The following is a 24,812-nucleotide window of genomic DNA, read 5'->3' on the forward strand; positions in this document are numbered from 1 at the left end:
TATTGTAAACCCGTACTAAACACAAACCAAGAACACGCAAACGGTGGTCTGTAACGCTTCAGCTTATCAGGTCGTAACGACGTCGCCCGGAACCTCGTTTCACTAACAGGAATTATTCACCGCAGATGCCGGCAAAGATCCGTTGTTGCGTCTTTACGGCAATTCGCAGTATTGGCCGAGCGGCCCCGGGTTCCTACCACATCAGGTCTTCAGCGCCGGATGGATCACCTCGCCATCGTGCAGATTAATGCCGGCCGCGAGTGATGGGTCATCCTCCCAGCCGGGCCGGACGAGCCGCTCAGCAAACGGGAGCAATGCTGCAGAAAGCGCTTGTGAAGCGGAGCGCGGCACAGCGCCGGGCATGTTGGTCACACCAAAGTGCACGACCCCTTCCCAGATGAAGGTAGGGTCGGCATAGGTGGTGGGACGTGTGGTTTCGATACATCCGCCCTGATCGACCGAGATGTCGATGACGGCGCTACCTGTCGCCATCTGCCGAACGACCTCCCCGGAGACCAGATGCGGCGCCCGGGCACCGGGGATCAATACCGCCCCGATCAGCAGGTCCGCCGCTACCACTGCGCTTTCCAGTTCATGCTCGTACGGATAAAGGGCCGTAACATTCGGCCCCAGGTTGCGCATGGCCTCCAGCTTTTCGCGTTTCTTGTCGAACACGGTCACCTCGGCGCCCAGTGCGGCGGCAACCCGTGCAGCACTACCTCCGGCAACCCCGGCCCCGAGCACCACGACCCGCCCCCGCTCCGCGGCAGGCAATCCACCGAGCAGCAGGCCTTTACCGCCCTGGGGCGCATGCAACAGGTGAGCACCGATCTGCGAAGCGACCCGCCCTGCGATGTCGCTCATGGGCGCCAGCAAGGGTAGACCACCTTCAGCCTCGACCGTCTCGAAGCCGATGGCCGTCAGTCCGATATCGAGTAGATCGGCCATGAGTTTCGGCTCGGCGGCAAGGTGCAGGTAACAGAACAGTAGATGATCCCGGCGCAGCAGCTTCAGCTCCTCCTGCTGGGGCTCCTTGACCTTGATGATCATCTCCGCCCGCCGGTAGACGGCAGCAGCGTCGGGCAACAGGCCCACACCGGCGGCACGGTACTGTTCGTCGTCGTAACCACTGGCGGTGCCCGCCCCCATCTGGATGAAAACCTCGTTTCCGCGGCGCACCAGTTCCGCTGCGGCGGCGGGTACCAGGCCGACACGACCCTCCAGTGTCTTCACTTCCGTGGGGATACCGATGCGCATAGCGTCTCCTTTACCCTGTGTACCACTTTTCGTACCATAGCCTGCCTTCGCACCTGCTTTTTTGCACCAGCTGACCCCATCGTCCTTCAGTCAGAAATGCAGGTTTAAAAAAGTGCACGGAGCACCCACATAGTTCACACCCATGAAACGGGTGCGGTCACGCCAGAGCCTGTTCCGGGCTGTTCGGCCAGGCGTCATGACCGGGCGCTAGCAGTCGGTACCCGTTTGCGAATGGCAACTATAAATATGATCGAATTGCGTTCGGAGTCTAACACATGAGTGAAGTCAAGCACTGTCGCCTTCTCATCCTCGGTTCCGGCCCAGCTGGCTATACCGCCGCCGTTTACGCCGCCCGTGCCAACCTCAATCCAGTGCTGATTACCGGCATGCAGCAGGGCGGTCAATTGATGACGACAACCGAAGTCGACAACTGGCCGGGCGACAATGAGGGCGTGCAGGGTCCGGCTCTCATGGACCGCATGCGACAGCACGCCGAACGATTCGGTACCGAGCTGCTCTTCGACCACATCAACGAAGTGGATATCACCAACCGCCCCTTCCGCTTGAAGGGCGACGCTGCCGAATACACCTGCGATGCGCTGATTATCGCCACGGGGGCATCGGCGCAATATCTCGGCCTGGAGTCCGAAGAGGCCTTCAAAGGTCGCGGGGTCTCGGCCTGTGCCACCTGCGATGGCTTTTTCTACAAAAACCAGGATGTGGTCGTTGTCGGCGGGGGCAATTCGGCCGTGGAAGAGGCGCTATATCTTTCCAACATCGCCAACCATGTCACCGTGGTGCATCGGCGCGACAAGTTCCGCTCCGAGAAGATCCTCTCGGACCAACTGCTCGAAAAGGCGAAAAGCGGCAATGTCACCATCGAGTGGAATCACGCCATTCAGGAAGTCCTCGGAGACAATAGCGGCGTCACCGGCGTTCGCATCAAAAACACCGGGACCGGAGCCATCAAGGACCTCAAGGCCCACGGTATGTTCGTCGCCATCGGTCACAAGCCCAATACCGCGATGTTCGAGGGGCAGCTCGAGATGGATTATGGCTACATCAAGGTGAAAGGCAGCACGGAAGGGAATGCCACTGCCACCAGCATCCCGGGTGTATTCGCTGCCGGCGACGTAGCCGACCACATCTACCGTCAGGCCATCACCTCCGCCGGCACCGGTTGCATGGCGGCACTGGATGCCGAGCGGTATCTGGAAGGGCTCGAATAGGCGGTCGTGTCCGGTAGCTGCGAACATCACCTGCAGCTTCCCACCTTGAGAAATCGTTCCAGTCAGGCTGGTTCACCGCTCCTGCGCCACACCGGCAGGAGCGGCGGAAGCCGGGCAAATCACCTCAGCACCTGGGGTTACTGGTGCCTGGTACATCGCGGCACTACACTGCCTGGGTAGACCTCCTACCGGGACCATTGATGCAGGTTTCTGTCGTCACCAGCCTGTCCGGGATCGAAGGCGAGGCATGGGATCGCCTCGCGGAGCCGACAGGCAACCCGTTTCTCCGTTATGCATTCCTTGAGGGGCTGGAACGATTCGACTGCCTCGGTGAACGCTGGGGCTGGCTGCCCCACCACCTGCTTGTTCATGAACAAGGAGAGTTGATCGGTGCAGCTCCCCTTTACCTCAAAACCAACTCCTACGGTGAATTCGTCTTCGACTGGTCATGGGCCGACGCATGGGAGCGGGCCGGAGGGCGGTATTATCCGAAACTGGTTTCCGGCATTCCCTATACTCCGGTGACCGGTCCCCGACTCCTGACCGCCGCAGGGGCCGATACCGCAGCTGTTCGTCAGACCCTCGCCACAGGCGGACTGGAGGTGGCGAGAAAGCTGGGGGTCTCCTCGCTGCACTGGCTTTTCCCGACAGAGGAAGAGCTCGATAGCCTCGTCGGTGGAGAAGTGATGCGCCGCCTCGGCACCCAGTTCCACTGGTTCAACCGCGGCTACCGCGACTTCGAAGACTTCCTCGATCGGTTCACCGCACAAAAACGCAAAAAGATAAAACGGGAACGAAAACGAGTCGTAGAGGCCGGAATCGAGCTTGAGGTGCTCTCGGGGCATGAGGCAACGGGTGAACACTGGCGCGCCTTTCACCGCTTTTATCGCACCACGTTTGAGCGACACAGCGGCTATCCGACCCTCACCGAGGCCTTTTTTCGTCATCTGAGCGAGTCCATGCCCGATGCGATCCTCCTCGTGCTCGCCCGCAAAGGTGGTGAATACGTGGCTGGCGCCTTCAACCTGCGCGGCCGCGACGCTTTGTTCGGCCGCCACTGGGGCTGTGCAGAAGCGTTTCACAGTCTTCATTTCGAGGCCTGCTACTATACCGGCATCGAGTACTGCATACGGGAGGGGTTGGCACGATTCGAGCCGGGTGCCCAGGGCGAACACAAGGTCTCCCGCGGCTTCGAACCCGTGCCGACCTGGTCCACCCACTGGCTGGCCGATGCCGGGTTCAGCGCTGCCGTTCGCCGTTATGTAGAGAATGAAGAGGGAGTGATGCGCGACTATATGGACGAACTTGCGGGGCACTTGCCGTTCAAACAGAAGACGGCAGCGAAATGAGAGAGACCGGCGCCCCGTTTCTGCTGGAGCCGGGGCGACCCGGATTTCCCGATCCGGAGCTGGCCCTGGAGGATCCCGATGGTCTTCTTGCCATCGGAGGCGATCTCTCACCGCAGCGTCTGCTGGCCGGCTATCGGATGGGTATCTTCCCCTGGTACAGCGAGGAGCAGCCGATTCTGTGGTGGACCCCCGACCCGCGAGCGGTGCTGTTCCCCACGGACCTCAAGGTCTCCCGCAGCCTTCGCAAGGCGCTGCGCAAGCGCCCCTTCGAGGTAACCCTGGATCGTGCCTTTGGAGCCGTCATCGAGGGCTGTGCAGCCCCGCGTGGCGACGGCATGGGTACCTGGATCACCCCCGAAATGGATGCCGCCTACTATCGCCTGCATAAAATGGGCTTCGCCCATTCGGTGGAGAGCTGGGAGGCGGATGAGCTGGTCGGAGGGCTTTACGGCATTGCCATCGGACGGGTATTTTTTGGCGAATCAATGTTCACCCGTCGCACCAATGCGTCAAAGATCGCCTTCGTGCACCTGGTCCGTCAATTACAGGCCTGGGGGTTCGGATTGATCGATTGTCAGGTGGCTTCGGAACACCTGGCCAGCCTGGGTGCGGTCGATATCCCGCGCCGGGAGTTTATGAGGCTGCTGGATGATTATTGTGAGCGTCCCGGGGTTCCTTCCCCCTGGCACTTCGATACGGACCCAATGGAGATCCTCTGGTGATGAATGATCTGATGCACTTCATTCCGCCGGATATGGCCTTCTATGCCACGCCGCCGCATGAGTGCAGCTATTTCCCCGAACGGCGAGCGATCACCCTGTTCGCCGATCCACACGTGCCCATGAGCAACCAGCTCTACGGCGTTCTGGCCCCGCTCGGCTTTCGCCGCAGCGGAGAGTATGTCTACCGTCCACGCTGCTCCCACTGCGACGCCTGCCAACCGGCACGCATCCCGGTTGCGGATGCCCGGCTCAACCGCAGTCAGCGGCGTACCTGGAAAAGCAACCAGGATCTCCGGGTCACACGCCGTCCCGCCGGATACCACGAAGAGCACTACCGGCTCTATCGGGACTACATCCACGCCCGACACACCGAAGGCGGCATGGACGTGGACAGCGTCGAACAGTACATGGCCTTTCTCACCAGTAGCTGGGCTAACACCGATTTCGTGGAGTTCCGCAGTCTTGACCGTCTGCTCGCGATTGCGGTCGTGGACCAATTCGACGCAGGGCTGTCGGCGGTCTACACCTTCTTCGACCCCCGGGAGCACAAGCGGGGACTCGGTACCTTTGCCGTACTCTGGCAGATCGAAGAGGCACGGCGAATCGGGCTCGACTATGTTTATCTAGGCTACTACATCGCCGAATCACCCAAGATGGCTTACAAGCGCAATTATCGCCCCCTCGAGATTTTAGTGAACGGTGACTGGAAGCCGATAGAAGCCTGAGGGATCCTTATAGGGCACTTCTATTAATCCAATACGGTTCTGCTCGCGGCCGTTTTGTCCGCTGGCAAGGCGCAGCGAGTGATGTGTGGTTGTTCCACATGAACGAGTTGCAACGCAGTCCAGCGGGCAAAATGGTCCCGAGCCCGAAGGGTTGGGCCCAAAATCGCCGATCCCGGCGTTGCGGACTCGATCCATGGCGCCCGCCCTTCGGGCCGGCCTGCGGCCGTCCAAATCCGCTCCCGGCGATTTTGGACCCAACAGAATCCGCGTTGGATTAAGAGAAGTGCCCTATACTTGCTCTTTGATTCCTGCGGCGAGATCGGGCACTATAAGCCGCCTTTGAAACGTAGGCTTAAACGCCTACCTCATTTCCAACTAAAAACGAAGACTGCATGGCGAAAGAAGAGAGCATCGAGATGGAAGGGGTGGTCATCGAGACCCTTCCGAACACCATGTTCCGCGTCGAACTGGAGAATGGTCACGTGGTCACGGCCCATATCTCCGGCAAAATGCGTAAGCACTACATCCGCATCCTGACCGGCGACAAGGTCACGGTTCAGGTGACCCCCTACGATCTGTCGAAGGGGCGTATCACTTTCCGCACCCGTTAAGAAATTAGGCCCGGCATAGCGCCGTTGAAGGAAAAAGTGCCCGACCGGGTGACCGGCCGGCGCTTTCGCGTGCGCACCTGTCCCGTAAGTGAATAGGCAGTATTTCCCCGCGCGCCCGCCGCTACCTGAAACGAAAAACGCCCAACCGGCATTCCGGTCAGGCGTTTCGTGTGCTGTACTGGGGGATGGCGTTAATGCACCACCGCCTCCTCCTTACCTTCAAACTCGAAAGTAAGCTCGTCATCCTGCTCGGTGACCGTGACGTGACCGCCCCCCTCCAGTCGCCCGAACAGTAACTCCTCCGCCAGAGACTTCTTGATGTGCTCCTTGATGATCCGGGCCATCGGCCGGGCTCCCATGGTCGGGTCGTAGCCCCGCTTGGCCAGCCAGGCCTTTGCCCTCTCGTCGACATCGAGGGTGACGCCCTTCTCTTCCAGCTGCGCCTCCAGCTCCATGATGAATTTCTCCACCACGTGCTTGATGGTATCCGCCTCCAGAGACTTGAACTGGATGATGCCATCGAGCCGGTTACGGAACTCCGGCGAAAACATCTTTTTCACTGTCTCCATGCTGTCCGAGGAATGGTCCTGGGGTGCAAAACCAATCGAGGGCTTCGCCAGTTGCTCGGCGCCGGCGTTGGTGGTCATAACGATGATCACATTGCGGAAGTCGGCCTTGCGGCCATTGTTGTCGGTCAGGGTGCCGTGGTCCATCACCTGCAGCAGCAGATTGAACACCTCTGGATGTGCCTTCTCGATCTCGTCAAGCAGCAGCACCGCATGCGGATGCTTGGTGACCGCTTCGGTCAACAGCCCGCCCTGGTCGAAGCCGACGTATCCCGGCGGCGCACCGATAAGGCGCGATACCGTATGCCGCTCCATGTATTCCGACATGTCGAAGCGAATCAGTTCGATGCCGAGCACCCGTGCCAACTGACGTGTCACCTCGGTCTTGCCCACCCCGGTCGGTCCTGCAAACAGGAACGAGCCAATCGGCCGCTGATCCTGACCCAATCCCGAGCGCGCCATCTTGATGGCCGTCGACAGCGTGCTGATCGCCTCGTCCTGACCGTAGATCATCAGCTTCAGATCCCGTTCCAGGGTACGCAGGCTCTCCTTGTCCGAGCTGGAGACCGTCTTCGGCGGGATGCGGGCCATCTTTGCGATCACCCCCTCGATATCCTTCACGCCCACCGTTTTCTTGCGTTTCGACACCGGCAGCAACCGCTGCTGGGCGCCGGCCTCGTCGATGACGTCGATGGCCTTGTCGGGGAGATGACGCTCCTGGATGTAGCGGGCCGAGAGGTCCGCAGCTGTCTTCAGTGCCTGCTTTGTGTAACGCACACTGTGGTGTGACTCAAAGCGCGTTTTCAGTCCCTCCAGGATCTGGAAGGTCTCCTCCGCGGTCGGCTCCGGCACATCGATTTTCTGGAAGCGACGAGCCAGGGCGTGATCCTTTTCAAAAATGCCGCGGTACTCCTGATAGGTGGTAGAGCCGATGCACTTGAGCTCACCGGAGGCCAGCACCGGCTTGATCAGATTGGAGGCATCCATCGCCCCTCCCGAAGCCGCACCGGCACCGATAATGGTATGGATCTCGTCGATGAACAGAATCGCGCCCTTTTCCCGCTTGAGCTGCGCGAGCACCGCCTTCAGGCGTTTCTCGAAATCACCCCGGTATTTGGTACCGGCGAGGAGCGCTCCCATATCCAGGGAGTGAACAATGGCGTCTTTCAGCACCTCAGGAACTTCACCGTCCACCACCCGTTTTGCCAGCCCTTCCGCCAGCGCGGTCTTCCCCACGCCGGCTTCACCGACAAACAGGGGATTGTTCTTCCGGCGCCGGCAAAGTACCTGCATGGTCCGCTCCAGCTCGTGCTTGCGACCGATAAGCGGATCGATGCGTCCCTTGCGCGCCATTTCGTTCAGATTGGTGGCGTAGGATTCGAGGGGGCTGCGAGAGGACTCCTGTTCCGCCTCGGCCGCACCCAGCTCGTCCTCGTCCGGCTCCTCTTCCCCCGGATTCTTGGCGATACCGTGGGAAATGTAATCGACGATATCCAGGCGCGTAATCTGCTGTTTATTAAGGAAAAATACAGCCTGGGATTCCTTTTCACTGAAAATGGCGGCCAGTACGTTGGCGCCTGTGGCCTCCTTCTTTTCGGAGGACTGGACCTGGAAAACCGCCCGCTGGAGAACGCGCTGGAATCCCAGCGTGGGCTGGGTTTCACGGTCACTATTCTCGGGCAGCAATGGGACCGTCTCGTCCAGAAAGGCGGAGAGCTCGCGGCGCAGCGTGTCCATGTCGGAACCACAAGCCCGGAGCACCTCTACGGCTGACGGGTTGTCCAGCAATGCAAGCAGCAGGTGCTCCACCGTCATATATTCGTGACGTTTGGCCCGCGCTTCCTTGAAAGCCAGATTCAGGGTGAACTCGAGCTCTTTACTTAGCATGATTACCTCGTGGGCTAGGCAGCTTCCATTGTGCAAAGGAGCGGATGCTCGTGCTTGCGTGCATGTTCGCAGACCTGAACCACTTTCGTTTCGGCGACGTCCCGAGCGAAAGTCCCGCAAACCGCTTTACCTTCAGTATGTACCGCAAGCATCACCCGCGTCGCTTTATGGCGATCCATGCCGAAAAACTGTTCCAGTACATGGATGACGAAGTCCATTGGAGTATAGTCATCGTTCAGTAAAATGACTTTGTACATGGGTGGCCGTCTTAGTTCCGGCTTACTCTCTTCGACCGCCAGACTTTCATCGTGTTCGTGTTGGGTCTTGTCCTTTTTCGACATGACCTGTACCCCAAAAGCTTTGCAAGAATTTGTTGGTCAACCCAAGACATCGGCCCTGGAACCCCTTTCCAACGCCCGGTTGGACAAACGCTCAAAAATGTTAGAGATTTCACGCATCTTCAAGGTTCCCCTGAACCATGCAGTTGCCCGAAGCTCTTGGGCATAAGTGTACTATGCCCAGCCACGGGTAAAACCATGAATTTCATGCGTGATGGATGGGGCCGGTCTGCCGATTACCCGTCGGAAACAGAAAAGGGGGCGAAAACCCTCGCCCCCCTGATCTCCGGCGGCTCAGTCCGGCTCACATATTGTCGATAATGGCGTCGCCAAATCCCGAACAGCTCAACAGCGTCGCGCCCTCCATCAGCCGTTCGAAGTCGTAGGTCACGGTCTTGGCGGCGATGGCACCTGCCATACCCTTGACGATGAGATCGGCGGCTTCACTCCAGCCCAGATGGCGCAGCATCATTTCGGCTGAAAGGATCAGGGAGCCCGGGTTCACCTGATCCTTGCCGGCATACTTGGGGGCGGTACCGTGGGTCGCCTCGAACATCGCCACGCTATCGGAAAGGTTGGCCCCCGGGGCGATACCGATACCACCCACCTGTGCCGCCAGTGCGTCGGAGACGTAGTCTCCGTTGAGGTTCAGGGTGGCAATCACATCGTATTCGGCCGGGCGCAGGAGGATTTGCTGCAGGAATGCATCGGCAATGGCATCCTTGATGACGATCGCTTTCCCGCTTCTGGGGTTTTTCAGGGTCATCCAGGGACCGCCATCCAGCAGCTCGGCGCCGAACTCGTCGGCTGCCAATTCATAGCCCCAGTTTTTGAAGGCGCCCTCGGTAAACTTCATGATATTGCCCTTGTGCACCAGCGTTACCGAGTCGCGATCGTTGTCAATGGCATACTGAATGGCCTTGCGTACCAGGCGCCTGGTACCCTCTTCCGAGACTGGCTTGACCCCAATCCCCGAACTCTCCGGGAAGCGGATTTTGGTTACGCCCATTTCGTTCCGGAAGAAGTCGATCACCTTCCTGACTTCGGGGGTACCGGCAGCCCATTCGATACCGGCGTAGATGTCTTCGGAATTCTCGCGGAAGATGACCATGTCGGTCTTCTCCGGCTCCTTGAGGGGACTGGGGGTGCCGTCGTAATAACGCACCGGGCGCAGGCACACATAGAGGTCCAGGTCCTGACGCAGGGTGACGTTCAGGGAGCGAATACCGCCACCGACCGGTGTGGTCAGCGGACCCTTGATGGCCACGGAAAAATCCTTGATCGCCTGCAGCGTCTCGGCGGGAAGCCAGGTGTTCTCGCCGTAGCGTTCGTTGGCCTTCTCGCCGGCATAGATTTCCATCCAGGCAATGGAGCGTTCACCACCGAAGGCTTTATCCACGGCAGCATCCACCACCTTACGCATTACCGGCGTGATATCGACTCCGGTGCCGTCGCCTTCAATAAAGGGCACAATGGGGTGCTTGGAAACGTTCAGCGAAAAATCGGTGTTAACGGTGATTTTCTCGCCGTTCTCGGGCACCTGGATTTGATCGTAGGCCATGCTCACTCCACTTCCGGAAGCCAAAAAGAAGTCGCGGATTCTAGCATTCCGCCCGCTATTTTCGGTAGTTTCCCGAATACAGCGCCGCATACCGGCCCCGGAAAAGTGAATAATTAACTTTAAATAAGAATTTCAAGATATTGAATTAATTAATATTTTATACATATCGTTGGCCCGTAGAAACACCACGCGGTCTGAAGGCCGACAACAACGCATGGCCCACTAGCCCGACCTGTCACGGTATTCGATTTCCATGACGAAACTCATCCTGTTCAACAAACCCTATGGCGTCCTCACCCAGTTTCGGGATCGTGAGGGCCGCGCCACCCTGGCAGACTACATTTCGATCAAGGGCGTCTATCCGGCCGGACGGCTGGATCGGGACAGCGAGGGTCTGCTGCTGCTGACCGATTCCGGTTCCCTGCAGCACCGGATTGCCGATCCGCGTCATAAACTTTCCAAGACCTATTGGGTCCAGGTGGAAAAGGAACCCGGCAAGGAGGTGTTGCAGCAGCTGGCCACAGGGGTAGAGTTGAAGGATGGCCGAACCCGGCCGGCGAAGGTGGAGCGAATGGCCGAACCGGAGCTCTGGCCGCGGGATCCACCGGTGCGTGAGCGCAAGTCGATACCCACCGCCTGGCTGCAGCTGACCCTGACCGAGGGCCGGAATCGACAGGTCCGGCGCATGACCGCCGCGGTGGGTCACCCGACTCTGCGTCTGGTCCGTGTAGCCATCGGCCCGTTTGGACTGGAAGGGCTTGCGCCCGGCGAGTGGCGCGAGGTTGACCCCGAACAGTATCGGGGTATAGTTCCGCGGAAACCGACCCAGCGGCCGGTTCCTCGACACCGACGAGGAGACAGCCATGAGCACCGAAAACCCGCACGTCACCGTCGCCGCGATCATTGAACACGATGATCGGTTTTTGCTCGTGGAGGAGCAGCCTGCAGAGACGGTGGTGCTGAACCAGCCTGCCGGGCACGTGGAGCCGGGAGAGTCGATTCTCGACGCCGTCATCCGCGAAACCTTCGAAGAGACGGGGCGTCACTTCACGCCCGATGCCCTGGTCGGCATCTATACATGGACGAATCCGCGTACGGGTGCCTGCTTTGTCCGCTTCGCCATCCACGGACGCGCCTCGGATGCCGACGAGTCCCGGGAACTGGATAAAGATATTATCGATACACTCTGGCTCAATCGGGTCGAGGTCTGGTCTCAACGCCACAAATTGCGCAGCCCCATGGTGCTGCGGGTCATCGACGATTATCTTGCCGGTCACCGCCATCCGTTAAGCATATTGACCGATATCACCTAACCAATGCCCCATCCCAAACACGTCATCGTCGGCCTCTCCGGCGGGGTAGACTCCTCTGTTGCCGCACTTCTTCTCCAGAAACAGGGCTACCGGGTGGAGGGCCTGTTCATGAAAAACTGGGAGGAGGACGACACCTCCGATCACTGTACAGCGGCAGAAGACCTCGCCGATGCCCAGGCGGTGGCCGATGCCCTCGGTATTCGCTTGCACGCCATCAATTTTTCTGCCGAGTACTGGGACCGCGTTTTCACCCATTTCCTCGACGAATTCCGCGCCGGGCGAACGCCCAATCCCGACGTCCTCTGCAATACCGAGATCAAATTCAAGGCGTTCCTCGAACACGCCATCGATCTGGGTGCCGATGCCATCGCCACTGGACACTATGCGCGGGTACGCGAGCGAAACGGAAGTTTCCAGCTTCTCAAGGGACTGGATGCGGACAAAGACCAGAGCTATTTCCTGCACGGCCTTAATCAGTACCAGCTCTCGCGGGCGCTCTTTCCGCTGGGTGAACTCGACAAGGGCGAGGTACGGAAGATCGCGCAAGCAGCCGGACTGGTTACCTTCGCCAAACGCGACAGCACCGGTATCTGTTTCATCGGGGAGCGTGATTTTCGCACCTTTCTGAAGCGTTACCTGCCCGCCCAGCCCGGCGACATGCGGACCCCCGAGGGGGAGACGATCGGACGCCACGAGGGGCTCATGTACTATACGCTGGGACAGCGGCAGGGACTCGGCATCGGCGGCGTGCCCGGCTATCCGGAGGCGCCCTGGTTCGTCGTCGACAAGGACCTGGAGAACAACATCCTTGTGGTCGCCCAGGGACATAATCACCCGCGGCTGCTCAGCAGCGCACTGATCACCGGACCGGTCCACTGGATCAGCGGCGAGACGCCAGTCATGCCGCTGCCCTGCTCTGCCAGAGTCCGCTACCGGCAGTCCGATCAGTCCTGTATGGTGGAGAGCCATTCCGGGAATAGCGTCCGCGCCAGCTTCGATGTCCCCCAGCGGGCGGTAACCCCCGGTCAGTCGGTGGTATTCTATGCGGGCGAAATCTGCCTGGGCGGCGCAGTGATCGAGACAGCGTTCACCGAATCCAGACCCCGGGATTGAGTCGGGCCCTCGCCACCCTTATCTTCCTATCGGACTCGTCCGCGGAACTTTCATGAACAAAAGCGTTACCGACAAAACCCTGGCGCTCGCCGGCATCTTTCAGGCGGTCTACCTGGTCGATCAGGTGGCCCGGCGCGGATCCGCTGATCCGGCTGCATTCGAGACCTCCATCCGTAGCCTGTTCGCGACCACGCCAAAAAGTGCCGAGGATGTATACGGCAGCAGCCGCCAGCTACAAACCGGGCTGGAATGCCTGCAGTCTCAACTCGGTTCCGGAGATACGCCGAGAAACCTGGAATTGACCCGCTACGCCATCGGGATTCTTCACCTCGAACGGAAACTCAGCAAGAAACCGCGAAACCTCGACAATATCGGCAAAGGGATTGATCGCGCCCGACGACAGGCAGAGCACTTCTCCCTCACTCACGAGAACGTCGTCGCGAGTCTGGCCGATACCTACGTGAACAGCGTCAGTATCCTCACGCCGCGAATCATGGTGGCCGGTGAACATGGACATCTGAACCAGAGCGCCAATGCCAACCGAGTGCGCGCCCTGCTGCTCTCGGCTATCCGTTCAGCCGTGCTCTGGAAGCAGAGCGGTGGTGGCCGCCTTCAACTGCTGTTCCGTCGCAAGGCGTTTCTCGATGAGGCGCAGCGACTGCTCGGATAGGCGATAGTCCTGCTGCGATTGGCACCACGGAGTATCGCGGCCGGGAGCGGCCCTCCTACCGAGAGCAGCGGAGCCAATCCCCGGGTAGAAGGCGCGCCCTCGCGGCGATTGGTGTCACGGACCTCCCGCCGGGGCGGCCTCCTACGCCCGGGCCCAGAACAGGGCCGCACATCCGACGATTTCGATGCCGCTGTGTGGAAACCGCTCCTCAAGGATTGCCTTCAACTGCTCCAGATCATCATCGCGATTGCTGAAGATGCGCTTGCGGTTATAGAGATTCATCAGACGTCGGGCCACCGGAGTACGCGTAACACCCGTGTGCAGGAGGGTCGAACCAAACAGGGTACCGCCCGGATTGAGGTGCTTCCGCAGGTGATCGAACACCACCGCTTTCTCCTGCATCGTCCCCGGAAGACAGTGGAGAACATAATTCAGGCTGATGGAATCATAGCGATCTCCGTTCAGCTCGATGGGTTCGAGGGCGTTGCGCCAAAAAACCTCGGGCTTGTAGCGGGCGATGCGCTGAGAGGTACGGGCGAGGCTACAAGGGTTGAGATCGAGCAGTCCGATGCGCGGTGTGTCGGATGGAAAGCGGCAGACGTCCAGAAAATAGCCGGTACCGACACCCACATCCAGATGGTTATCCGTCACATGCCGGTCAAAGTGGGCCACCAGCCTCTCTGTCGGGCACTTCCAGACGAAGCGGTTGGATACCCCGAGCATGTACCAGTCGTACACAGCAAGGGTAAAACGGGTATAAACCGAATGCCCCGAGGCCCCCTCGGGGTACATACTGCTGGCTTCCATCGACATGTTCGAATACCAAGGGAACGGGTATCATGGGGCAATCAGAAAGAGTGATCAAATTCTCTGCGTGATTTTGCCCGGTGGAACTCTTGGAACGGGTATGCTCCACAACCAATGGTGACACTATTTCAAGACGTCCCCTGGAGGAAAGGTAAAGCATATGGCCCGGACAGTTTGCCGCCGAAAGCCCGAAGTTGAATGTCGCGACTGCGAACTTTTCGGCATCTGCCAGGTTGCTGGCCTCGGGTCTATCGACGATTCGCTGCTGGATGACGTGGTGTCACGGCAGTGCCCCGTAGCCAAGGGCGAGACGCTTCTGATCCCCGGCACGCCCTTTCGCGGCGTCTTCGCGGTGAAATCGGGAGCATTCAGGACGACAAACAGTGTCGGGCAGAGCGATCGCGTAATCGGCTTTCATTTTCTGGGTGAACTGATTGGTCTCGAAACCATCAATGGCGGCCAGTACCTGTATACCGTCAAGGCCCTCGAAGATAGCAGTGTCTGCGAACTCGATTTCGCCCACCTGCACCGACTGGGCCCGCGTCTGGTCCAGTTTCAGGAGCAACTGATCCAGGCGATGAGCCGGCGAATGCGCCACGACCAGCAGATATGTACTCTGCTCAGGGCGCAAAACTCCGAGCGGCGACTGGCTGCATTCCTCTATAGTGTCGCCAACCGACTCGATGCCAGCCGCAAACCGGCAGCCGAATTCCGCTTGCCGATGCGACGCGAGGACATCGCCAGTTATCTCGGCCTGGCGGTGGAGACAATCAGCCGGCTTCTGACCCAGTTCAACCAGCGCGGCATCGCCGATTTGCGGGGCCGAAACGCCCGCATTCTCGATTTCGACGCCCTGCGGACACTGGCCGGATTCAACCCTCCGGCAAAAACAGCCTCAAGAGGCTGAAAGCTGAAACCGGGATCACCATCAAGCCGCACTGAATCCCTGCAGGGCGGCTTCGTTCAGGTCTGGCAGACTCGATTGCGTCCCATCCGCTTGGCTTCATAAAGGGCACGGTCCGCGGCGCTGACGATTTGCTGTTCGGTACAGCACGCCTCCGATACGCTGGAGAGACCGATACTTGCTGAAATACCGAAGGTTGCGCCAGCTGTTTCCACCGAAACGGCCGCGATGTCATTTCGTATCCGTTCCGCTAACGCGAGTGCCCCGGTGGCGTCTGTCCGGGATACGATAATTGCGAACTCCTCACCCCCGTAACGGGCCACACAGTCGCTCTGCCGCAACGACAACCGAATGGTCTCGGCCACCTTGCGTAAGGCTTCATCCCCCGCCGGATGACCGTAGGTGTCATTGACCGTCTTGAAATGATCGAGGTCCAGCAGTATCAGGGCAAAAGGATCTCCGTAGCGAGACCAGCGGTTCAATTCCTCGTTCAGGCAATGCAGAAAACCCCGGTAGTTTTTCACCTCGGTCAGCTCGTCCCGCATCGACTGATCGAGAAGCTCCTTCTGAGCCTTTTTCAGCTCGTGTGCCATGGTGTTGAAGGCATCTGCGAGCTGTCCCAACTCATCGTCGGAATCAATCGTGACGTGGCTCGTCAGGTCCCCCTTCCCGATTCTTTGCGCACCTTGATGCAGAGCGGAAATCGGCAAGAGGATGGAACGTGCGAATGCAAATCCCGTCAACGCAGTCATCAGCAGGGCGAGGGTGATAGCCCCCAGTAGAAACATCGGGGCCATTTCCCCAAGTTTGCCGGCCTGGAGCAGGCGGTTATAGGTTATCCGTGAGTACGAGTCTTCCAGTGCCTCCAGGAGGCTGACGGCTCGCAGAAACTGGTCATTGACGTTTACAAGCGCTGCGCCGCTCTCCCCCTGCCGTTCCGACAGACTGCTTCCGAGAAGCACCGTTCCCTGAGACCAAGCCTCCTGCCAGGCTTTCTGTGCTGCCAGCAGGAGCTCCTGTTCGTCGCTATACCCATCTATCCGGGAGATCAGGTGTGCAAATTTCTCATCCACCCGATTGCGAGATATTGCAAGGGTACGCTGGAACGTGGCGGTGCCGGTCGTGTACTGCTCATTTAAAGAAAACACCGCCCGCAGTACGCTCCTTTCAAGATCTACGATCGATTCCCGTAGTGGCGGCCCATTCTGTAATATTTCATCCACTGTACCGATCACGGTCGGACGGATGATTCCAACGGCAACCACCACAACCAGGACAATAGGCAGGAATATCGCACCCATCCCTATGGCGAACCGCCGTGCCAATGTCATTCGTGAAAAAAAGCCCCCCACATCCCCTCCGCAGTCGCGCGCGTAACAATCAACCTACTTCTTGAGTATTTCTAAAAGACATCAATGAAGATACCACGTGACGATTCGATGATTTCAAAATTACTTGCGCATTGACCCAAATCAATGGGTTTTTTTCCTTGGCTCGTGTATTCTGCCGGACCGTCGGAAGTTCACACTTTCAAAAAATCATCTGAAAACCCGCACCTCTCCGCCCATCAATCAAGAATGCACCTATGGAAGAGATCCTGGAAATCCGTGACGGCTGCAGTACGCCTGAACAGTTGCTGAAAAGCCTCGCCTTCGCCCGCTACCTGAAGATCTACAAGCAGGAGTTCATAGACGATTTGCGCCAGCGCAGGGATCGCCAGCAACCCGAGGCGCAGCAGAAGATCGCCGCGATCAAGGACATCCAGCCGCGTGACTTTCTCGACATCCTGGGTACGGAGCGTTTCCCGGACCCGCTCTCGGAAGAACGGGCGCGTTCGCTGGTGCGCTTTCTCGACGGCGCATTCCACCACTTCCGCGGCACCGCCTACTCACGGCTGGTGCGGTTACAGAACGATGTGGTCTCCACCGGCACCGAAACCCCGGAGACCGTCAAGGACAAGGTGACCGACAAGGCGCTACACCTCTCGGACCTCATCAACGAGTCCCGTCGCCGCCTGTTGCTGCGGGTCGGCCTGGAGCGTGGCGTGCGCCGCACGCCGGGCACCGATGCCGCCCCCAATGTCACCGCCGGGGAGATCTCGGGTCACTACTTCAATCTCCCGGCGGGCTATGTCGCCCTCGCCCACGTGCCGCTCACCATTGCCGCCGATATCCGCACCGGTGTCGATTACGCCACACCGTCCAACCGACGGGCAAAGCCCTTTTACGAGCTCAAGCACAACCCGCTGGATGAAGCCAATTTTGTCCCCAGCCACTGGGTCGCCGTGCCGCTGCAGGTGGGTGCATGGCTCATCGTTGCCTACATCCACAAGTCGCGCGGCTGCATCGAGATGGAGCCGGGGCTACTCAATATCTTTCCGTTTGCGCCGATCGAAGACATCGAAAACCATCGCCGCCCTGACGGCATTTTCATTTTCGGTGACCCGAACGCTGCCGACCACGACCTGGGCTACTGGTGGGATGAGCGCCACCAGGTGCTGGTGGGCATGGTGCCCAACCGCGACGAACTGAAATACTTCGGGTATTGCAAAAAACCGATTCTGACGCTGCACAACGTTCTTGCGATCCGCGCCGGCGAGATGCCGCTGCACTGCGGCTGTACCCGTTATGTGGTGCGCTTCGATGAGCACGATGAACCCTATATCGCGGATATGCTGATCAAGGCCGACGACATGGGCCGGGTACGCCTTGAACGCGGTCCCGACAACCGCACCCGGCCCATCTTCTATGGCACCGAAACCGGCGCCTTCGCCTGCCTGGACGGCTTTTCGGAACAGGCCAAGCTGCAAATGGCCGGACGTGAAGTGGGCTACAACAAGGACACCGGCTCCAACGCACGCCAGATCGTACCGGTTACCGATGAGGCGGAGATCGGCCGTGGCGACGTACTCGACATGCTGCTCTACGTAAACAATTTCACGCTCATCGAACAGGGTGCCTCCACGCTTCACGCCACGATGGATACCGAGGAAGCCATCCAGCACTTCCGCCTCGGCGAACGGGTCGCCTCCGGAAGCACCGGCACCCACCGCGGCGACAAGGAAAGCAGCTACTGGGCCAACCCCTTTCCGCTTCTGGTCGACGATGACGGCACTGTTTTGCATCCCGAGCTGCACGACAAATTCCAGGAGAACGAGCAGGCCTTCATCGCCGACCTCAACGTGGCGATCTCCCACGGGGAGATGCGCATCGGTGTGGCATATAGCCAGCTCATGGCCGGCGTCTACAAGAACAACAGCGATGAAGATATCACCCGCTGTGGCTACCGCGACCGTGACGATGTAGAGCAGCAGGGACCCGTGCGTCTGGCCGAAGACCTCATTGATACCATCAAGGAACTCGCCCGCGCCAAGCGGGAGCGCCTCGGCGCAACCGACGAGGTCAGTATCACCGTGGCCCTGGTGGGCGACAGCCGTACCGGCAAGTCCGAAACCGCCGAGAAGATGGAAGGGATCCTGGGGCTGCAACTGGTGTGATGCTCACCGACAACGGTGGATGTCGTCGCCCATAGGCTGAGCCGACCGCAATACGCAAGGCGAGACCAATGGCTACCGAACAGGTCTATGGATACTGTCCACTCTGCATATCGCGCTGTGGCTGCATCTCTACCGTTACCGACGGGCGACTGACAGCCGTCGAGCCCAACCCGGACCACCCGACCGGTCGGCACTTGTGCATCAAGGGGCGCGCGGCCCCGGAGCTGGTCTACAGCCCCGGCCGGCTGTTGCACCCTTTGCGCCGGACCCGTCCCAAGGGGGCCTCCGATCCCGGCTGGCAGCCGGTCAGTTGGGACGAGGCACTGAGTGAGATCGCCGAACGGATGCAGGCCATCCAGGCGAGTCACGGCAGCGAAGGGGTGGCATTCGGCGTCACCACCCCGAGCGGGACCTCGATTGCCGACGCCTTCGGCTGGATCCACCGCCTCGCCCACGCCTTCGGTTCACCGAACGTGATGTTCGCGACCGAAAACTGCAACTGGCACAAGGATCAGGCGCCCGCCGAGACCTTCGGCTCCGGGATCGGCGTTCCGGATTTCGAGAACGCCGGCTGCATTCTGCTCTGGGGCTTCAACCCGGCCGTCACCTGGCCCGCTTACGCCGATGCCATTCTCCAGGCAAAGCGGCGCGGAGCACGTCTGGTCGTCGTGGACCCCCGGCGGGCCGGACTCGCCGGCCGGGCGGATAGCCACCTGCAACCGCGTCCGGGTACGGACGGGGTTCTCGCCCTTGGTCTCGCCGGTCTGATGATGGAACGGGGCTGGTTCGATCGCGACTTCATTCGCAACTGGAGCAATGGTCCGTTTCTGGTGCGGCCCGACGGGCAGATGCTGACCGAAGCGGATCTGTACGGCAAAGCGGATCAACACAGCAATAACCATGATCGGCGGGTCGTCTGGGATGAAGAGCTGCAACGTCCCCTGTTCTACGACCCGGCCACCCCCGCCTTCAACGAACCCGCAAGGCGCCCGGCCCTGTTCGGCGCATATACCCTGCAGACACCGACCGGCCCCCTCACCTGCAGGCCGGCCTTCGATCGCTATGCGCAGGAGTGCCGCGCCTATACACCCGATCGCGTGGCCGAAGAGACCGGCGTACTGCCTGAGCAACTGGAGAACACCGCCCGCCTTCTATTTGAGGCCCGACCGCTCGCCTACTACCACTGGACCGGCGTCTGCCAACAACTCGAAGCCACCCAAATCGGACGCGCCATCGGCCTGCTCTATGCCCTGACCGGGTCGCTCGACGCCCCCGGTGGCAATGTGCGCTTTCCGCGGCCGGCCCTGAATGACATCTCCGGCCACGAACTGTTAAGCCCGGCCCAGGCACGGAAGAGTCTCGGCCGTGCCGAACGGCCACTCGGTCCTCCCGCAAAAGGCTGGATCACCACCCATGACTTGGCACGGGCGGTGCTCGCAGGTGCCCCCTATCCGGTGCGCGGACTGATCAACTTCGGAGCCAACTTCCGCCTCACCAAGCCGGCCACCCCCGGGCTCGAGGCGATGCTGAAGGAGCTCGACCTGTTCGTACATGTCGACCTGTTCGAGAACCCCACTGCACTGTTTGCAGACTTCCTCCTGCCGGCGGCCTCACCCTGGGAGCGTTCCGGACTGGCGGCGGGCTTTCAGCTCGGCGAACAGGGTGAGGCGCTGCTGCAACTGCGCCCGGCAGTGGTTCCGCCAAGGGGTGAATCACGCAGCGACAGTGACATCGTTTTCGATCTGGCCGAGCGGCTGGGACTCTCGGATCGGTTCTTCGGGGGAGACAGGGAGGCGGGATTGCGACACGTGCTCGTACCGGGCGGTGTAGGTGCCGAAACACTTCGTGCTCACCCGCAGGGGGTGCCGGCCGCCGGGTCCACCCACTACCGTAAATACCGGCAAAAGGGCTTCGAGACGCCGAGCGGCCGAATCGAAATCTACTCCGAGCGACTGCTGGACGCCGGCCATGCCCCGCTGCCACAATTCAGCGCTACCGAACAGCGGGACGCCGGCTATCCGCTTGCGCTAACCACGGCCAAGTGGCCCCAGTTCTGCCACAGCCAGTATCGCGGACTGCCCTCCTTGCGCCGTCGCCTGCCGGACCCGCTCGTACAGCTACATCCGGATACCGCGGCAGCGCGCAGCATCTTCGACGGGCAGTGGGTGCTCCTTCAAACCCCCGTGGGCCGCATGCAGGCCAAGGCCCAGCTCGACAGCGGCATCCGCCCCGACACCGTTTGCGCCCAGTATGGCTGGTGGGAGGCGTGCCCGGAACTCGGACTGCCCGGACACGCCCTCGGCGGGGTGAACAACAGCAGCTACAACGCCCTGATCTCCGGCGAACGTTTTGACCCGATCAGCGGTTCCAACGGGCTGCGCACCCAGTCCTGCGAAGTGCTACCCCTGGCTCCCGAGCAGGAAGCTCACTCACGCCAGTAGTTATTCGCCGCCGAGATGGTCTGGAAATTGATCGCCACAACCTGCGAGACTGCAATCAGACTATCCGGGTCATGCGCATAGGCACCGCGCAATACCTGGCGGACATTGGCGTCGGTCTGCGTGGTCCCGACGGCCTTCTGTGACAGCTTCACCGCCAGCGCAAACCCCTCTTCAGGGGTTGCTGTGACCAGGGTCATCAGGCCCCCCTCATCTGCCTTGGTATCTTCCTGGTTCTCTTCCTGGGCCTGAACCGTGGCCGCCATGCCGAAGGTGAGTGCCATCGCCAGTAACGGGACCAGAATCAGCCGCACCCCTGCCGATCTCGAGCGGTAACGCATTAAAGACCTGTCCATCGGTCGTCTTCCTCCTTGTGCTGGTGTTCCAATCGGGCTTACTACCTACTACCTCTAAGCTAGCAGAGCAGCTGATTCGGGGCCTGAACCCAATCAACTATGGAACGCGGATAGAATGCTCACCAGCTCAATGCAGTGCCCGCACCTTGAAGCGCCGCCCCTTGATCTTTCCATCCGAGAGGAGCCGCAGGGCCTTCTTGCGAATGCTGCGTTCAATGGCCACGTAGGCCACGTGATCGAAGATGTCCATCTTGCCCACCTTGTCTGCAGGCACCGCATTGTCTGCGGTAAGCGCACCGAGAATATCGCCGGGACGCACCTTCTGCTTGCGCCCACCGTCGATGCAGAGGGTGACCATGGGTGAAGGCAGGGTGAAGCCTTCGGGCAGATCGAGTCCCCGCACCTGCCCCAACTGCGCTTTGCTGTTTTGATACTCCTCGATAGCATTGACGCGGTAGGCCTCGGAGGGAATGAACAGGCTCAGTGCCACCCCCTTGCTACCGGCCCGTCCGGTGCGGCCGATGCGATGGACATAGATCTCCGGATCCCGGGGCAGCTCGTAGTTGATCACCGCCTCGAGGCCCTTGATATCGAGACCGCGCGCGGCCACATCGGTGGCCACCAGCACCGGCACACTCTTGTTCGAAAAACGCACCAGCACCAGATCGCGCTCCTTCTGGTCCAGGTCGCCGTGCAGCGCCAGCGCCTGAATCCCCCGCTGCCGGAGTTCTTCGGTCACCTCCTGACACTGCTGGCGCGTGTGGCAGAAGACGACCGTCGAGACCGGTCGGTGTTCCGCCAGCAACGCAGCAAGGGTCTTGGTGCGCTTGCCCTTGTCGACTTCGTAGAAGCGCTGCCTGATCTTCAGTTCACTGTGCTGCGACTCGACACTCACCTCCACCGGAACGCGCTGAAAGGCGCGGCTCAGCTCCCGGATGATCGCCGGATAGGTCGCCGAGAAGAACAGTGTCTGGCGCTGTGACGGTGTGGCAGAAAGGATGACCTCCATATCGTCGTAAAATCCCATGTCGAGCATGCGGTCCGCCTCATCGAGCACCACCGTCCTGACGCTCTCCAGTGTCAGGGTGCCCTTTTGCAGATGCTTGAGGACCCGCCCCGGCGTGCCCACTACGACATGGGCGCCATGCTCCAGCGAACCGACCTGCGGCCCCAAAGGGGTGCCACCGCACAGTGTCACAATCTTGGTATTGGCACTGGCGCGCGCAAGTCGGCGCAGTTCCCTGGCCACCTGATCGGCCAGCTCACGGGTAGGACAGAGCACCAGCGCCTGCACCGCAAAGCGCTGCCGGTCAAGCCTGTTCAACAGGCCGAGGCCGAAGGCGACCGTCTTGCCGCTACCGGTCTTCGCCCTGGCAATGAGATCGCTGCCGGCCAGTACATGGGGAAGCCCCTCGGCCTGGATCGGGGTCATTTGCTGATAGCCCAGCGAGTCGAGATTGCCGAGAACGGCAGGATCCAGCTGGAGGCAGAAGAAATTAGTATTCACATGATGCTCTTGGCATTCTGGGGAACCGACACGGCGCCCGGGGAGCGGTATGATAACAGCAGACGCGACCGGCCGTCGGCGAGCAATGTCCTCAGAAGGGCCTGGCTGTTTATCCCGCCACCGGCCAGCGTATCCGGAATACAGACCCACGCGGGATGTTTTCCAGGAGTTCGACCTCGCCGCCGTATCGGCGCACCAGTTTACGCACCAGGGCAAGCCCGATACCACTACTCGCCTCGGAACCGGTGGCCAGCGTATTGAAAATCTTGAACACCGATTCACGGGCACTGACGGGGATACCGGGACCATCGTCCATGATGTCGACGTACCACCATTTCCTGTCGGATCGGGCACGGATGTCAATGCGGGCTGCGTCCCGGTCATGGTGCTGAAGTGCATTGACCAGAAGGTTCCGAAAGATCTGTTCGAGGTGAACCGGCAAAGCGGTGAAGGACGGCAGCGGCTCATGGATTTCGATCCGGAAACCCGGAGGCACATCGAGACTGCCGCGTATACGGGCGAGTAGAGGGGCCAGCGCTACAGCCTCTACCGATTCTGTTTCCCGACCCAGGCGGGCGTAGCCCAGCAGCCCATTGATGAGTCCATCCATCTGCATGACCCGTGAGCGCAGTAGCTGCAGCCGGTCACGGTTCTCGGCATCCAGGCTATCACCCGCATCCTCCTCCAGGCAGTAGGCAAGGTTCGCCACCGCGCGCAGAGGAGCCTTCAAGTCGTGGGAAGCCGCATAGGCGAACTCCTCCAATTCGGCATTGGTACGCTGCAACTCATTGGCATGGTTGCGCAGCATCGCTTCGGTGCGTTTGAATTCACTGATATCCGAAAAAATACCTACATAATGGGTCACCAGGCCCATCCGTCCTCGTACCGCACTGATCGATAGCCATTGGGGATACACTTCACCGCTGCGGCGCCGGTTCCAGATCTCTCCCTGCCAATGGCCGGCATCCTCGATTTGTCGCCACATGTGGCGGTAAAACGCCAGCGGATAACGACCTGACTGGAGCACCCGCGGATTCTGTCCCACAACATCCTCCGGGGCATAACCGGTGATACGAGTAAAAGCGGGATTGACCCGGATGATCCGCGGGGTAGTGTCGGTAATGGTGATGGCCTCATGACTGCTCTCGAACATCGCCGTCATCTGCGCCTGCTCGTCCAGCAGACGCGCCAGCTCCTCCACCGTACGGTTGAGGCTGATAGCCAGGTAGCCGATTTCATCGTTCGAGGAAAAGGCCACACGGGCGGCGTGATCGCCGGCGGCGAAACGGCGAATCATCTGCGCCATGGCCAGAATAGGTCGGGTTACCCCCCGGCGCATATACAAGAACACCAGCAGTAATAACAGGAACTGTCCGGTAGTCAGGGAATAAAACACGATATCGAGAAAAGAGCCGTATCGCTCAGCCCCGGCCACCCGCGCCTTGACTGCACGATCGGCCGCCCTCACCAGAGATGCCGTGTGAGTATCTACATAGGCCTCTGCCTGCATGCGCCTCGCGTTTTCCACTTCGAGGCCGGTGAGCGTCTCGGCAGCACTGCGGTACTGCTCCCACTGCTCCCGGAGCGCAGCCAGGCTTTTGCCGATTTCCGAATCCGGTTCCATGATGAGTCCGAGATGCCAGTCAACCGGCTGCTCCTCGAGGCTCCTCAATCCTTGCTCATATCGGACGATATTCTCCTCCACGAAGTCCTTCGATACTGACGGGTGCACGGCCTCATGGGCGATGGCCTCGGCCAGGTGTCGCAACTTACCCTGCTGGTCGATCGCCTGTGCCGCGAGCGCAAGGCTACCCGGTCGAAAGAACTGGTACAGCGAGAGACTCGCTACATTCGCGGAGATCAGGAGAAGAAAGATGAAACCAAGCTTCAGAGACAAAACTCTGCCTCCACCCGCGCCTTTGACACCGGTCGGAAGCTCCTCGGGATGCTGCACAGTACTCAT

At 60.1% G+C, this 24,812-nt stretch carries 21 protein-coding genes; 12 read left to right on the plus strand and 9 right to left on the minus strand.

What is annotated here, in order from left to right; translation table 11 throughout:
- Positions 1-201 precede the first annotated feature (201 nt).
- Entirely contained in the window at positions 202-1,257 is a 1,056-nt protein-coding gene (ald, locus tag BLP65_RS08910) for an alanine dehydrogenase (RefSeq protein ID WP_092995656.1), read from the minus strand.
- Positions 1,258-1,532: 275 nt separating this feature from the next.
- Between ald and trxB the strand changes: the two genes are divergently transcribed.
- The 5 genes from trxB (at position 1,533) to infA (ending at position 5,893) form a co-directional block, all read left to right on the plus strand.
- A complete protein-coding gene (gene trxB / locus BLP65_RS08915; RefSeq protein WP_092995659.1) occupies positions 1,533-2,486 on the plus strand; it encodes a thioredoxin-disulfide reductase in 954 nt (317 codons plus the stop codon).
- Positions 2,487-2,686: 200 nt separating this feature from the next.
- Positions 2,687-3,835 (plus strand): GNAT family N-acetyltransferase, encoded by a 1,149-nt coding sequence (locus tag BLP65_RS08920; RefSeq protein ID WP_092995662.1) that lies wholly within the window; start codon positions 2,687-2,689, stop codon positions 3,833-3,835.
- The gene (aat, locus tag BLP65_RS08925) at positions 3,832-4,557 is read left to right on the plus strand and encodes a leucyl/phenylalanyl-tRNA--protein transferase (RefSeq protein ID WP_092995665.1); all 726 of its coding nucleotides are present in this window, start codon (positions 3,832-3,834) and stop codon (positions 4,555-4,557) included. Before BLP65_RS08920 ends, aat begins: the two co-directional genes overlap by 4 nt.
- The gene (locus tag BLP65_RS08930) at positions 4,557-5,282 is read left to right on the plus strand and encodes an arginyltransferase (RefSeq protein ID WP_245688293.1); all 726 of its coding nucleotides are present in this window, start codon (positions 4,557-4,559) and stop codon (positions 5,280-5,282) included. Before aat ends, BLP65_RS08930 begins: the two co-directional genes overlap by 1 nt.
- A gap of 392 nt (positions 5,283-5,674) precedes the next feature.
- Positions 5,675-5,893 (plus strand): translation initiation factor IF-1, encoded by a 219-nt coding sequence (gene infA, locus BLP65_RS08935; protein WP_092995669.1) that lies wholly within the window; start codon positions 5,675-5,677, stop codon positions 5,891-5,893.
- A 191-nt stretch (positions 5,894-6,084) separates the two neighbouring features.
- Here infA and clpA read toward each other — a convergent pair whose 3' ends face one another.
- The 3 genes from clpA to icd form a co-directional block, all read right to left on the minus strand.
- Positions 6,085-8,346 (minus strand): ATP-dependent Clp protease ATP-binding subunit ClpA, encoded by a 2,262-nt coding sequence (gene clpA / locus BLP65_RS08940; RefSeq protein ID WP_092995672.1) that lies wholly within the window; start codon positions 8,344-8,346, stop codon positions 6,085-6,087.
- 14 nt (positions 8,347-8,360) lie between these two features.
- Positions 8,361-8,687 (minus strand): ATP-dependent Clp protease adapter ClpS, encoded by a 327-nt coding sequence (gene clpS / locus BLP65_RS08945; RefSeq protein ID WP_092995675.1) that lies wholly within the window; start codon positions 8,685-8,687, stop codon positions 8,361-8,363.
- Between the two features lie 301 nt (positions 8,688-8,988).
- Positions 8,989-10,245 (minus strand): NADP-dependent isocitrate dehydrogenase, encoded by a 1,257-nt coding sequence (gene icd / locus BLP65_RS08950; protein WP_092995678.1) that lies wholly within the window; start codon positions 10,243-10,245, stop codon positions 8,989-8,991.
- Between the two features lie 253 nt (positions 10,246-10,498).
- Between icd and BLP65_RS08955 the strand changes: the two genes are divergently transcribed.
- The 4 genes from BLP65_RS08955 to hflD are packed head-to-tail and all read left to right on the plus strand — an operon-like array spanning position 10,499 to position 13,341.
- Positions 10,499-11,152: a pseudouridine synthase gene (locus tag BLP65_RS08955; protein WP_092995681.1), complete on the plus strand. Its 654-nt coding sequence runs from the start codon at positions 10,499-10,501 to the stop codon at positions 11,150-11,152.
- Positions 11,109-11,558 carry an NUDIX hydrolase gene (locus BLP65_RS08960; RefSeq protein WP_092995684.1) on the plus strand — a complete coding sequence of 150 codons (450 nt, stop codon included), beginning with the start codon at positions 11,109-11,111 and terminating at the stop codon, positions 11,556-11,558. Before BLP65_RS08955 ends, BLP65_RS08960 begins: the two co-directional genes overlap by 44 nt.
- A gap of 3 nt (positions 11,559-11,561) precedes the next feature.
- On the plus strand, positions 11,562-12,671 hold the full coding sequence (gene mnmA, locus BLP65_RS08965; protein WP_092995687.1) for a tRNA 2-thiouridine(34) synthase MnmA: 1,110 nt from the start codon (positions 11,562-11,564) through the stop codon (positions 12,669-12,671).
- A gap of 52 nt (positions 12,672-12,723) precedes the next feature.
- Positions 12,724-13,341, plus strand: coding sequence for a high frequency lysogenization protein HflD (gene hflD / locus BLP65_RS08970; RefSeq protein WP_092995690.1), 618 nt, complete (start codon positions 12,724-12,726; stop codon positions 13,339-13,341).
- A 141-nt stretch (positions 13,342-13,482) separates the two neighbouring features.
- Here hflD and BLP65_RS08975 read toward each other — a convergent pair whose 3' ends face one another.
- Complete coding sequence (locus BLP65_RS08975) at positions 13,483-14,154, minus strand: class I SAM-dependent methyltransferase (protein WP_217631952.1); 672 nt, start codon at positions 14,152-14,154, stop codon at positions 13,483-13,485.
- 154 nt (positions 14,155-14,308) lie between these two features.
- Here BLP65_RS08975 and BLP65_RS08980 point away from each other — a divergent pair, with 154 nt between their 5' ends.
- The gene (locus BLP65_RS08980) at positions 14,309-15,055 is read left to right on the plus strand and encodes a helix-turn-helix domain-containing protein (protein WP_092995693.1); all 747 of its coding nucleotides are present in this window, start codon (positions 14,309-14,311) and stop codon (positions 15,053-15,055) included.
- Positions 15,056-15,111: 56 nt separating this feature from the next.
- On the opposite strand, the gene BLP65_RS08985 is transcribed toward BLP65_RS08980, so the two are convergent.
- Entirely contained in the window at positions 15,112-16,200 is a 1,089-nt protein-coding gene (locus tag BLP65_RS08985) for a GGDEF domain-containing protein (protein WP_175452504.1), read from the minus strand.
- Between the two features lie 437 nt (positions 16,201-16,637).
- Here BLP65_RS08985 and BLP65_RS08990 point away from each other — a divergent pair, with 437 nt between their 5' ends.
- Together BLP65_RS08990 and BLP65_RS08995 are read left to right on the plus strand one after the other, a co-directional pair.
- Positions 16,638-18,548, plus strand: a complete 1,911-nt coding sequence (locus BLP65_RS08990) for a hypothetical protein (protein WP_092995700.1) — start codon at positions 16,638-16,640, stop codon at positions 18,546-18,548.
- Between the two features lie 68 nt (positions 18,549-18,616).
- On the plus strand, positions 18,617-20,989 hold the full coding sequence (locus BLP65_RS08995) for a molybdopterin-containing oxidoreductase family protein (protein WP_092995703.1): 2,373 nt from the start codon (positions 18,617-18,619) through the stop codon (positions 20,987-20,989).
- On the opposite strand, the gene BLP65_RS09000 is transcribed toward BLP65_RS08995, so the two are convergent.
- The 3 genes from BLP65_RS09000 to BLP65_RS09010 form a co-directional block, all read right to left on the minus strand.
- Positions 20,974-21,342, minus strand: coding sequence for a hexameric tyrosine-coordinated heme protein (locus BLP65_RS09000; protein WP_217631953.1), 369 nt, complete (start codon positions 21,340-21,342; stop codon positions 20,974-20,976). The two genes, BLP65_RS08995 and BLP65_RS09000, sit on opposite strands and share 16 nt — an antisense overlap.
- A 127-nt stretch (positions 21,343-21,469) precedes the next feature.
- Positions 21,470-22,849 carry an ATP-dependent RNA helicase DbpA gene (dbpA, locus tag BLP65_RS09005; protein WP_092995706.1) on the minus strand — a complete coding sequence of 460 codons (1,380 nt, stop codon included), beginning with the start codon at positions 22,847-22,849 and terminating at the stop codon, positions 21,470-21,472.
- 109 nt (positions 22,850-22,958) lie between these two features.
- On the minus strand, positions 22,959-24,746 hold the full coding sequence (locus BLP65_RS09010; protein ID WP_175452505.1) for a sensor histidine kinase: 1,788 nt from the start codon (positions 24,744-24,746) through the stop codon (positions 22,959-22,961).
- Between the last annotated feature and the right edge of the window lie 66 nt (positions 24,747-24,812).

The organism is Thiohalomonas denitrificans (genome assembly GCF_900102855.1).
GTDB lineage: Bacteria > Pseudomonadota > Gammaproteobacteria > Thiohalomonadales > Thiohalomonadaceae > Thiohalomonas > Thiohalomonas denitrificans.

Excerpts from the sequence above, each read along its gene's own strand:
- ald (WP_092995656.1), bottom strand. The coding sequence starts at position 1,257 with ATGCGCATCGGTATCCCCACGGAAGTGAAGACACTGGAGGGTCGTGTC.
- trxB (WP_092995659.1), top strand. The coding sequence starts at position 1,533 with ATGAGTGAAGTCAAGCACTGTCGCCTTCTCATCCTCGGTTCCGGCCCA.
- BLP65_RS08920 (WP_092995662.1), top strand. The coding sequence starts at position 2,687 with ATGCAGGTTTCTGTCGTCACCAGCCTGTCCGGGATCGAAGGCGAGGCA.
- aat (WP_092995665.1), top strand. The coding sequence starts at position 3,832 with ATGAGAGAGACCGGCGCCCCGTTTCTGCTGGAGCCGGGGCGACCCGGA.
- BLP65_RS08930 (WP_245688293.1), top strand. The coding sequence starts at position 4,557 with ATGAATGATCTGATGCACTTCATTCCGCCGGATATGGCCTTCTATGCC.
- infA (WP_092995669.1), top strand. The coding sequence starts at position 5,675 with ATGGCGAAAGAAGAGAGCATCGAGATGGAAGGGGTGGTCATCGAGACC.
- clpA (WP_092995672.1), bottom strand. The coding sequence starts at position 8,346 with ATGCTAAGTAAAGAGCTCGAGTTCACCCTGAATCTGGCTTTCAAGGAA.
- clpS (WP_092995675.1), bottom strand. The coding sequence starts at position 8,687 with ATGTCGAAAAAGGACAAGACCCAACACGAACACGATGAAAGTCTGGCG.
- icd (WP_092995678.1), bottom strand. The coding sequence starts at position 10,245 with ATGGCCTACGATCAAATCCAGGTGCCCGAGAACGGCGAGAAAATCACC.
- BLP65_RS08955 (WP_092995681.1), top strand. The coding sequence starts at position 10,499 with ATGACGAAACTCATCCTGTTCAACAAACCCTATGGCGTCCTCACCCAG.
- BLP65_RS08960 (WP_092995684.1), top strand. The coding sequence starts at position 11,109 with ATGAGCACCGAAAACCCGCACGTCACCGTCGCCGCGATCATTGAACAC.
- mnmA (WP_092995687.1), top strand. The coding sequence starts at position 11,562 with ATGCCCCATCCCAAACACGTCATCGTCGGCCTCTCCGGCGGGGTAGAC.
- hflD (WP_092995690.1), top strand. The coding sequence starts at position 12,724 with ATGAACAAAAGCGTTACCGACAAAACCCTGGCGCTCGCCGGCATCTTT.
- BLP65_RS08975 (WP_217631952.1), bottom strand. The coding sequence starts at position 14,154 with ATGTCGATGGAAGCCAGCAGTATGTACCCCGAGGGGGCCTCGGGGCAT.
- BLP65_RS08980 (WP_092995693.1), top strand. The coding sequence starts at position 14,309 with ATGGCCCGGACAGTTTGCCGCCGAAAGCCCGAAGTTGAATGTCGCGAC.
- BLP65_RS08990 (WP_092995700.1), top strand. The coding sequence starts at position 16,638 with ATGGAAGAGATCCTGGAAATCCGTGACGGCTGCAGTACGCCTGAACAG.
- BLP65_RS08995 (WP_092995703.1), top strand. The coding sequence starts at position 18,617 with ATGGCTACCGAACAGGTCTATGGATACTGTCCACTCTGCATATCGCGC.
- BLP65_RS09000 (WP_217631953.1), bottom strand. The coding sequence starts at position 21,342 with ATGGACAGGTCTTTAATGCGTTACCGCTCGAGATCGGCAGGGGTGCGG.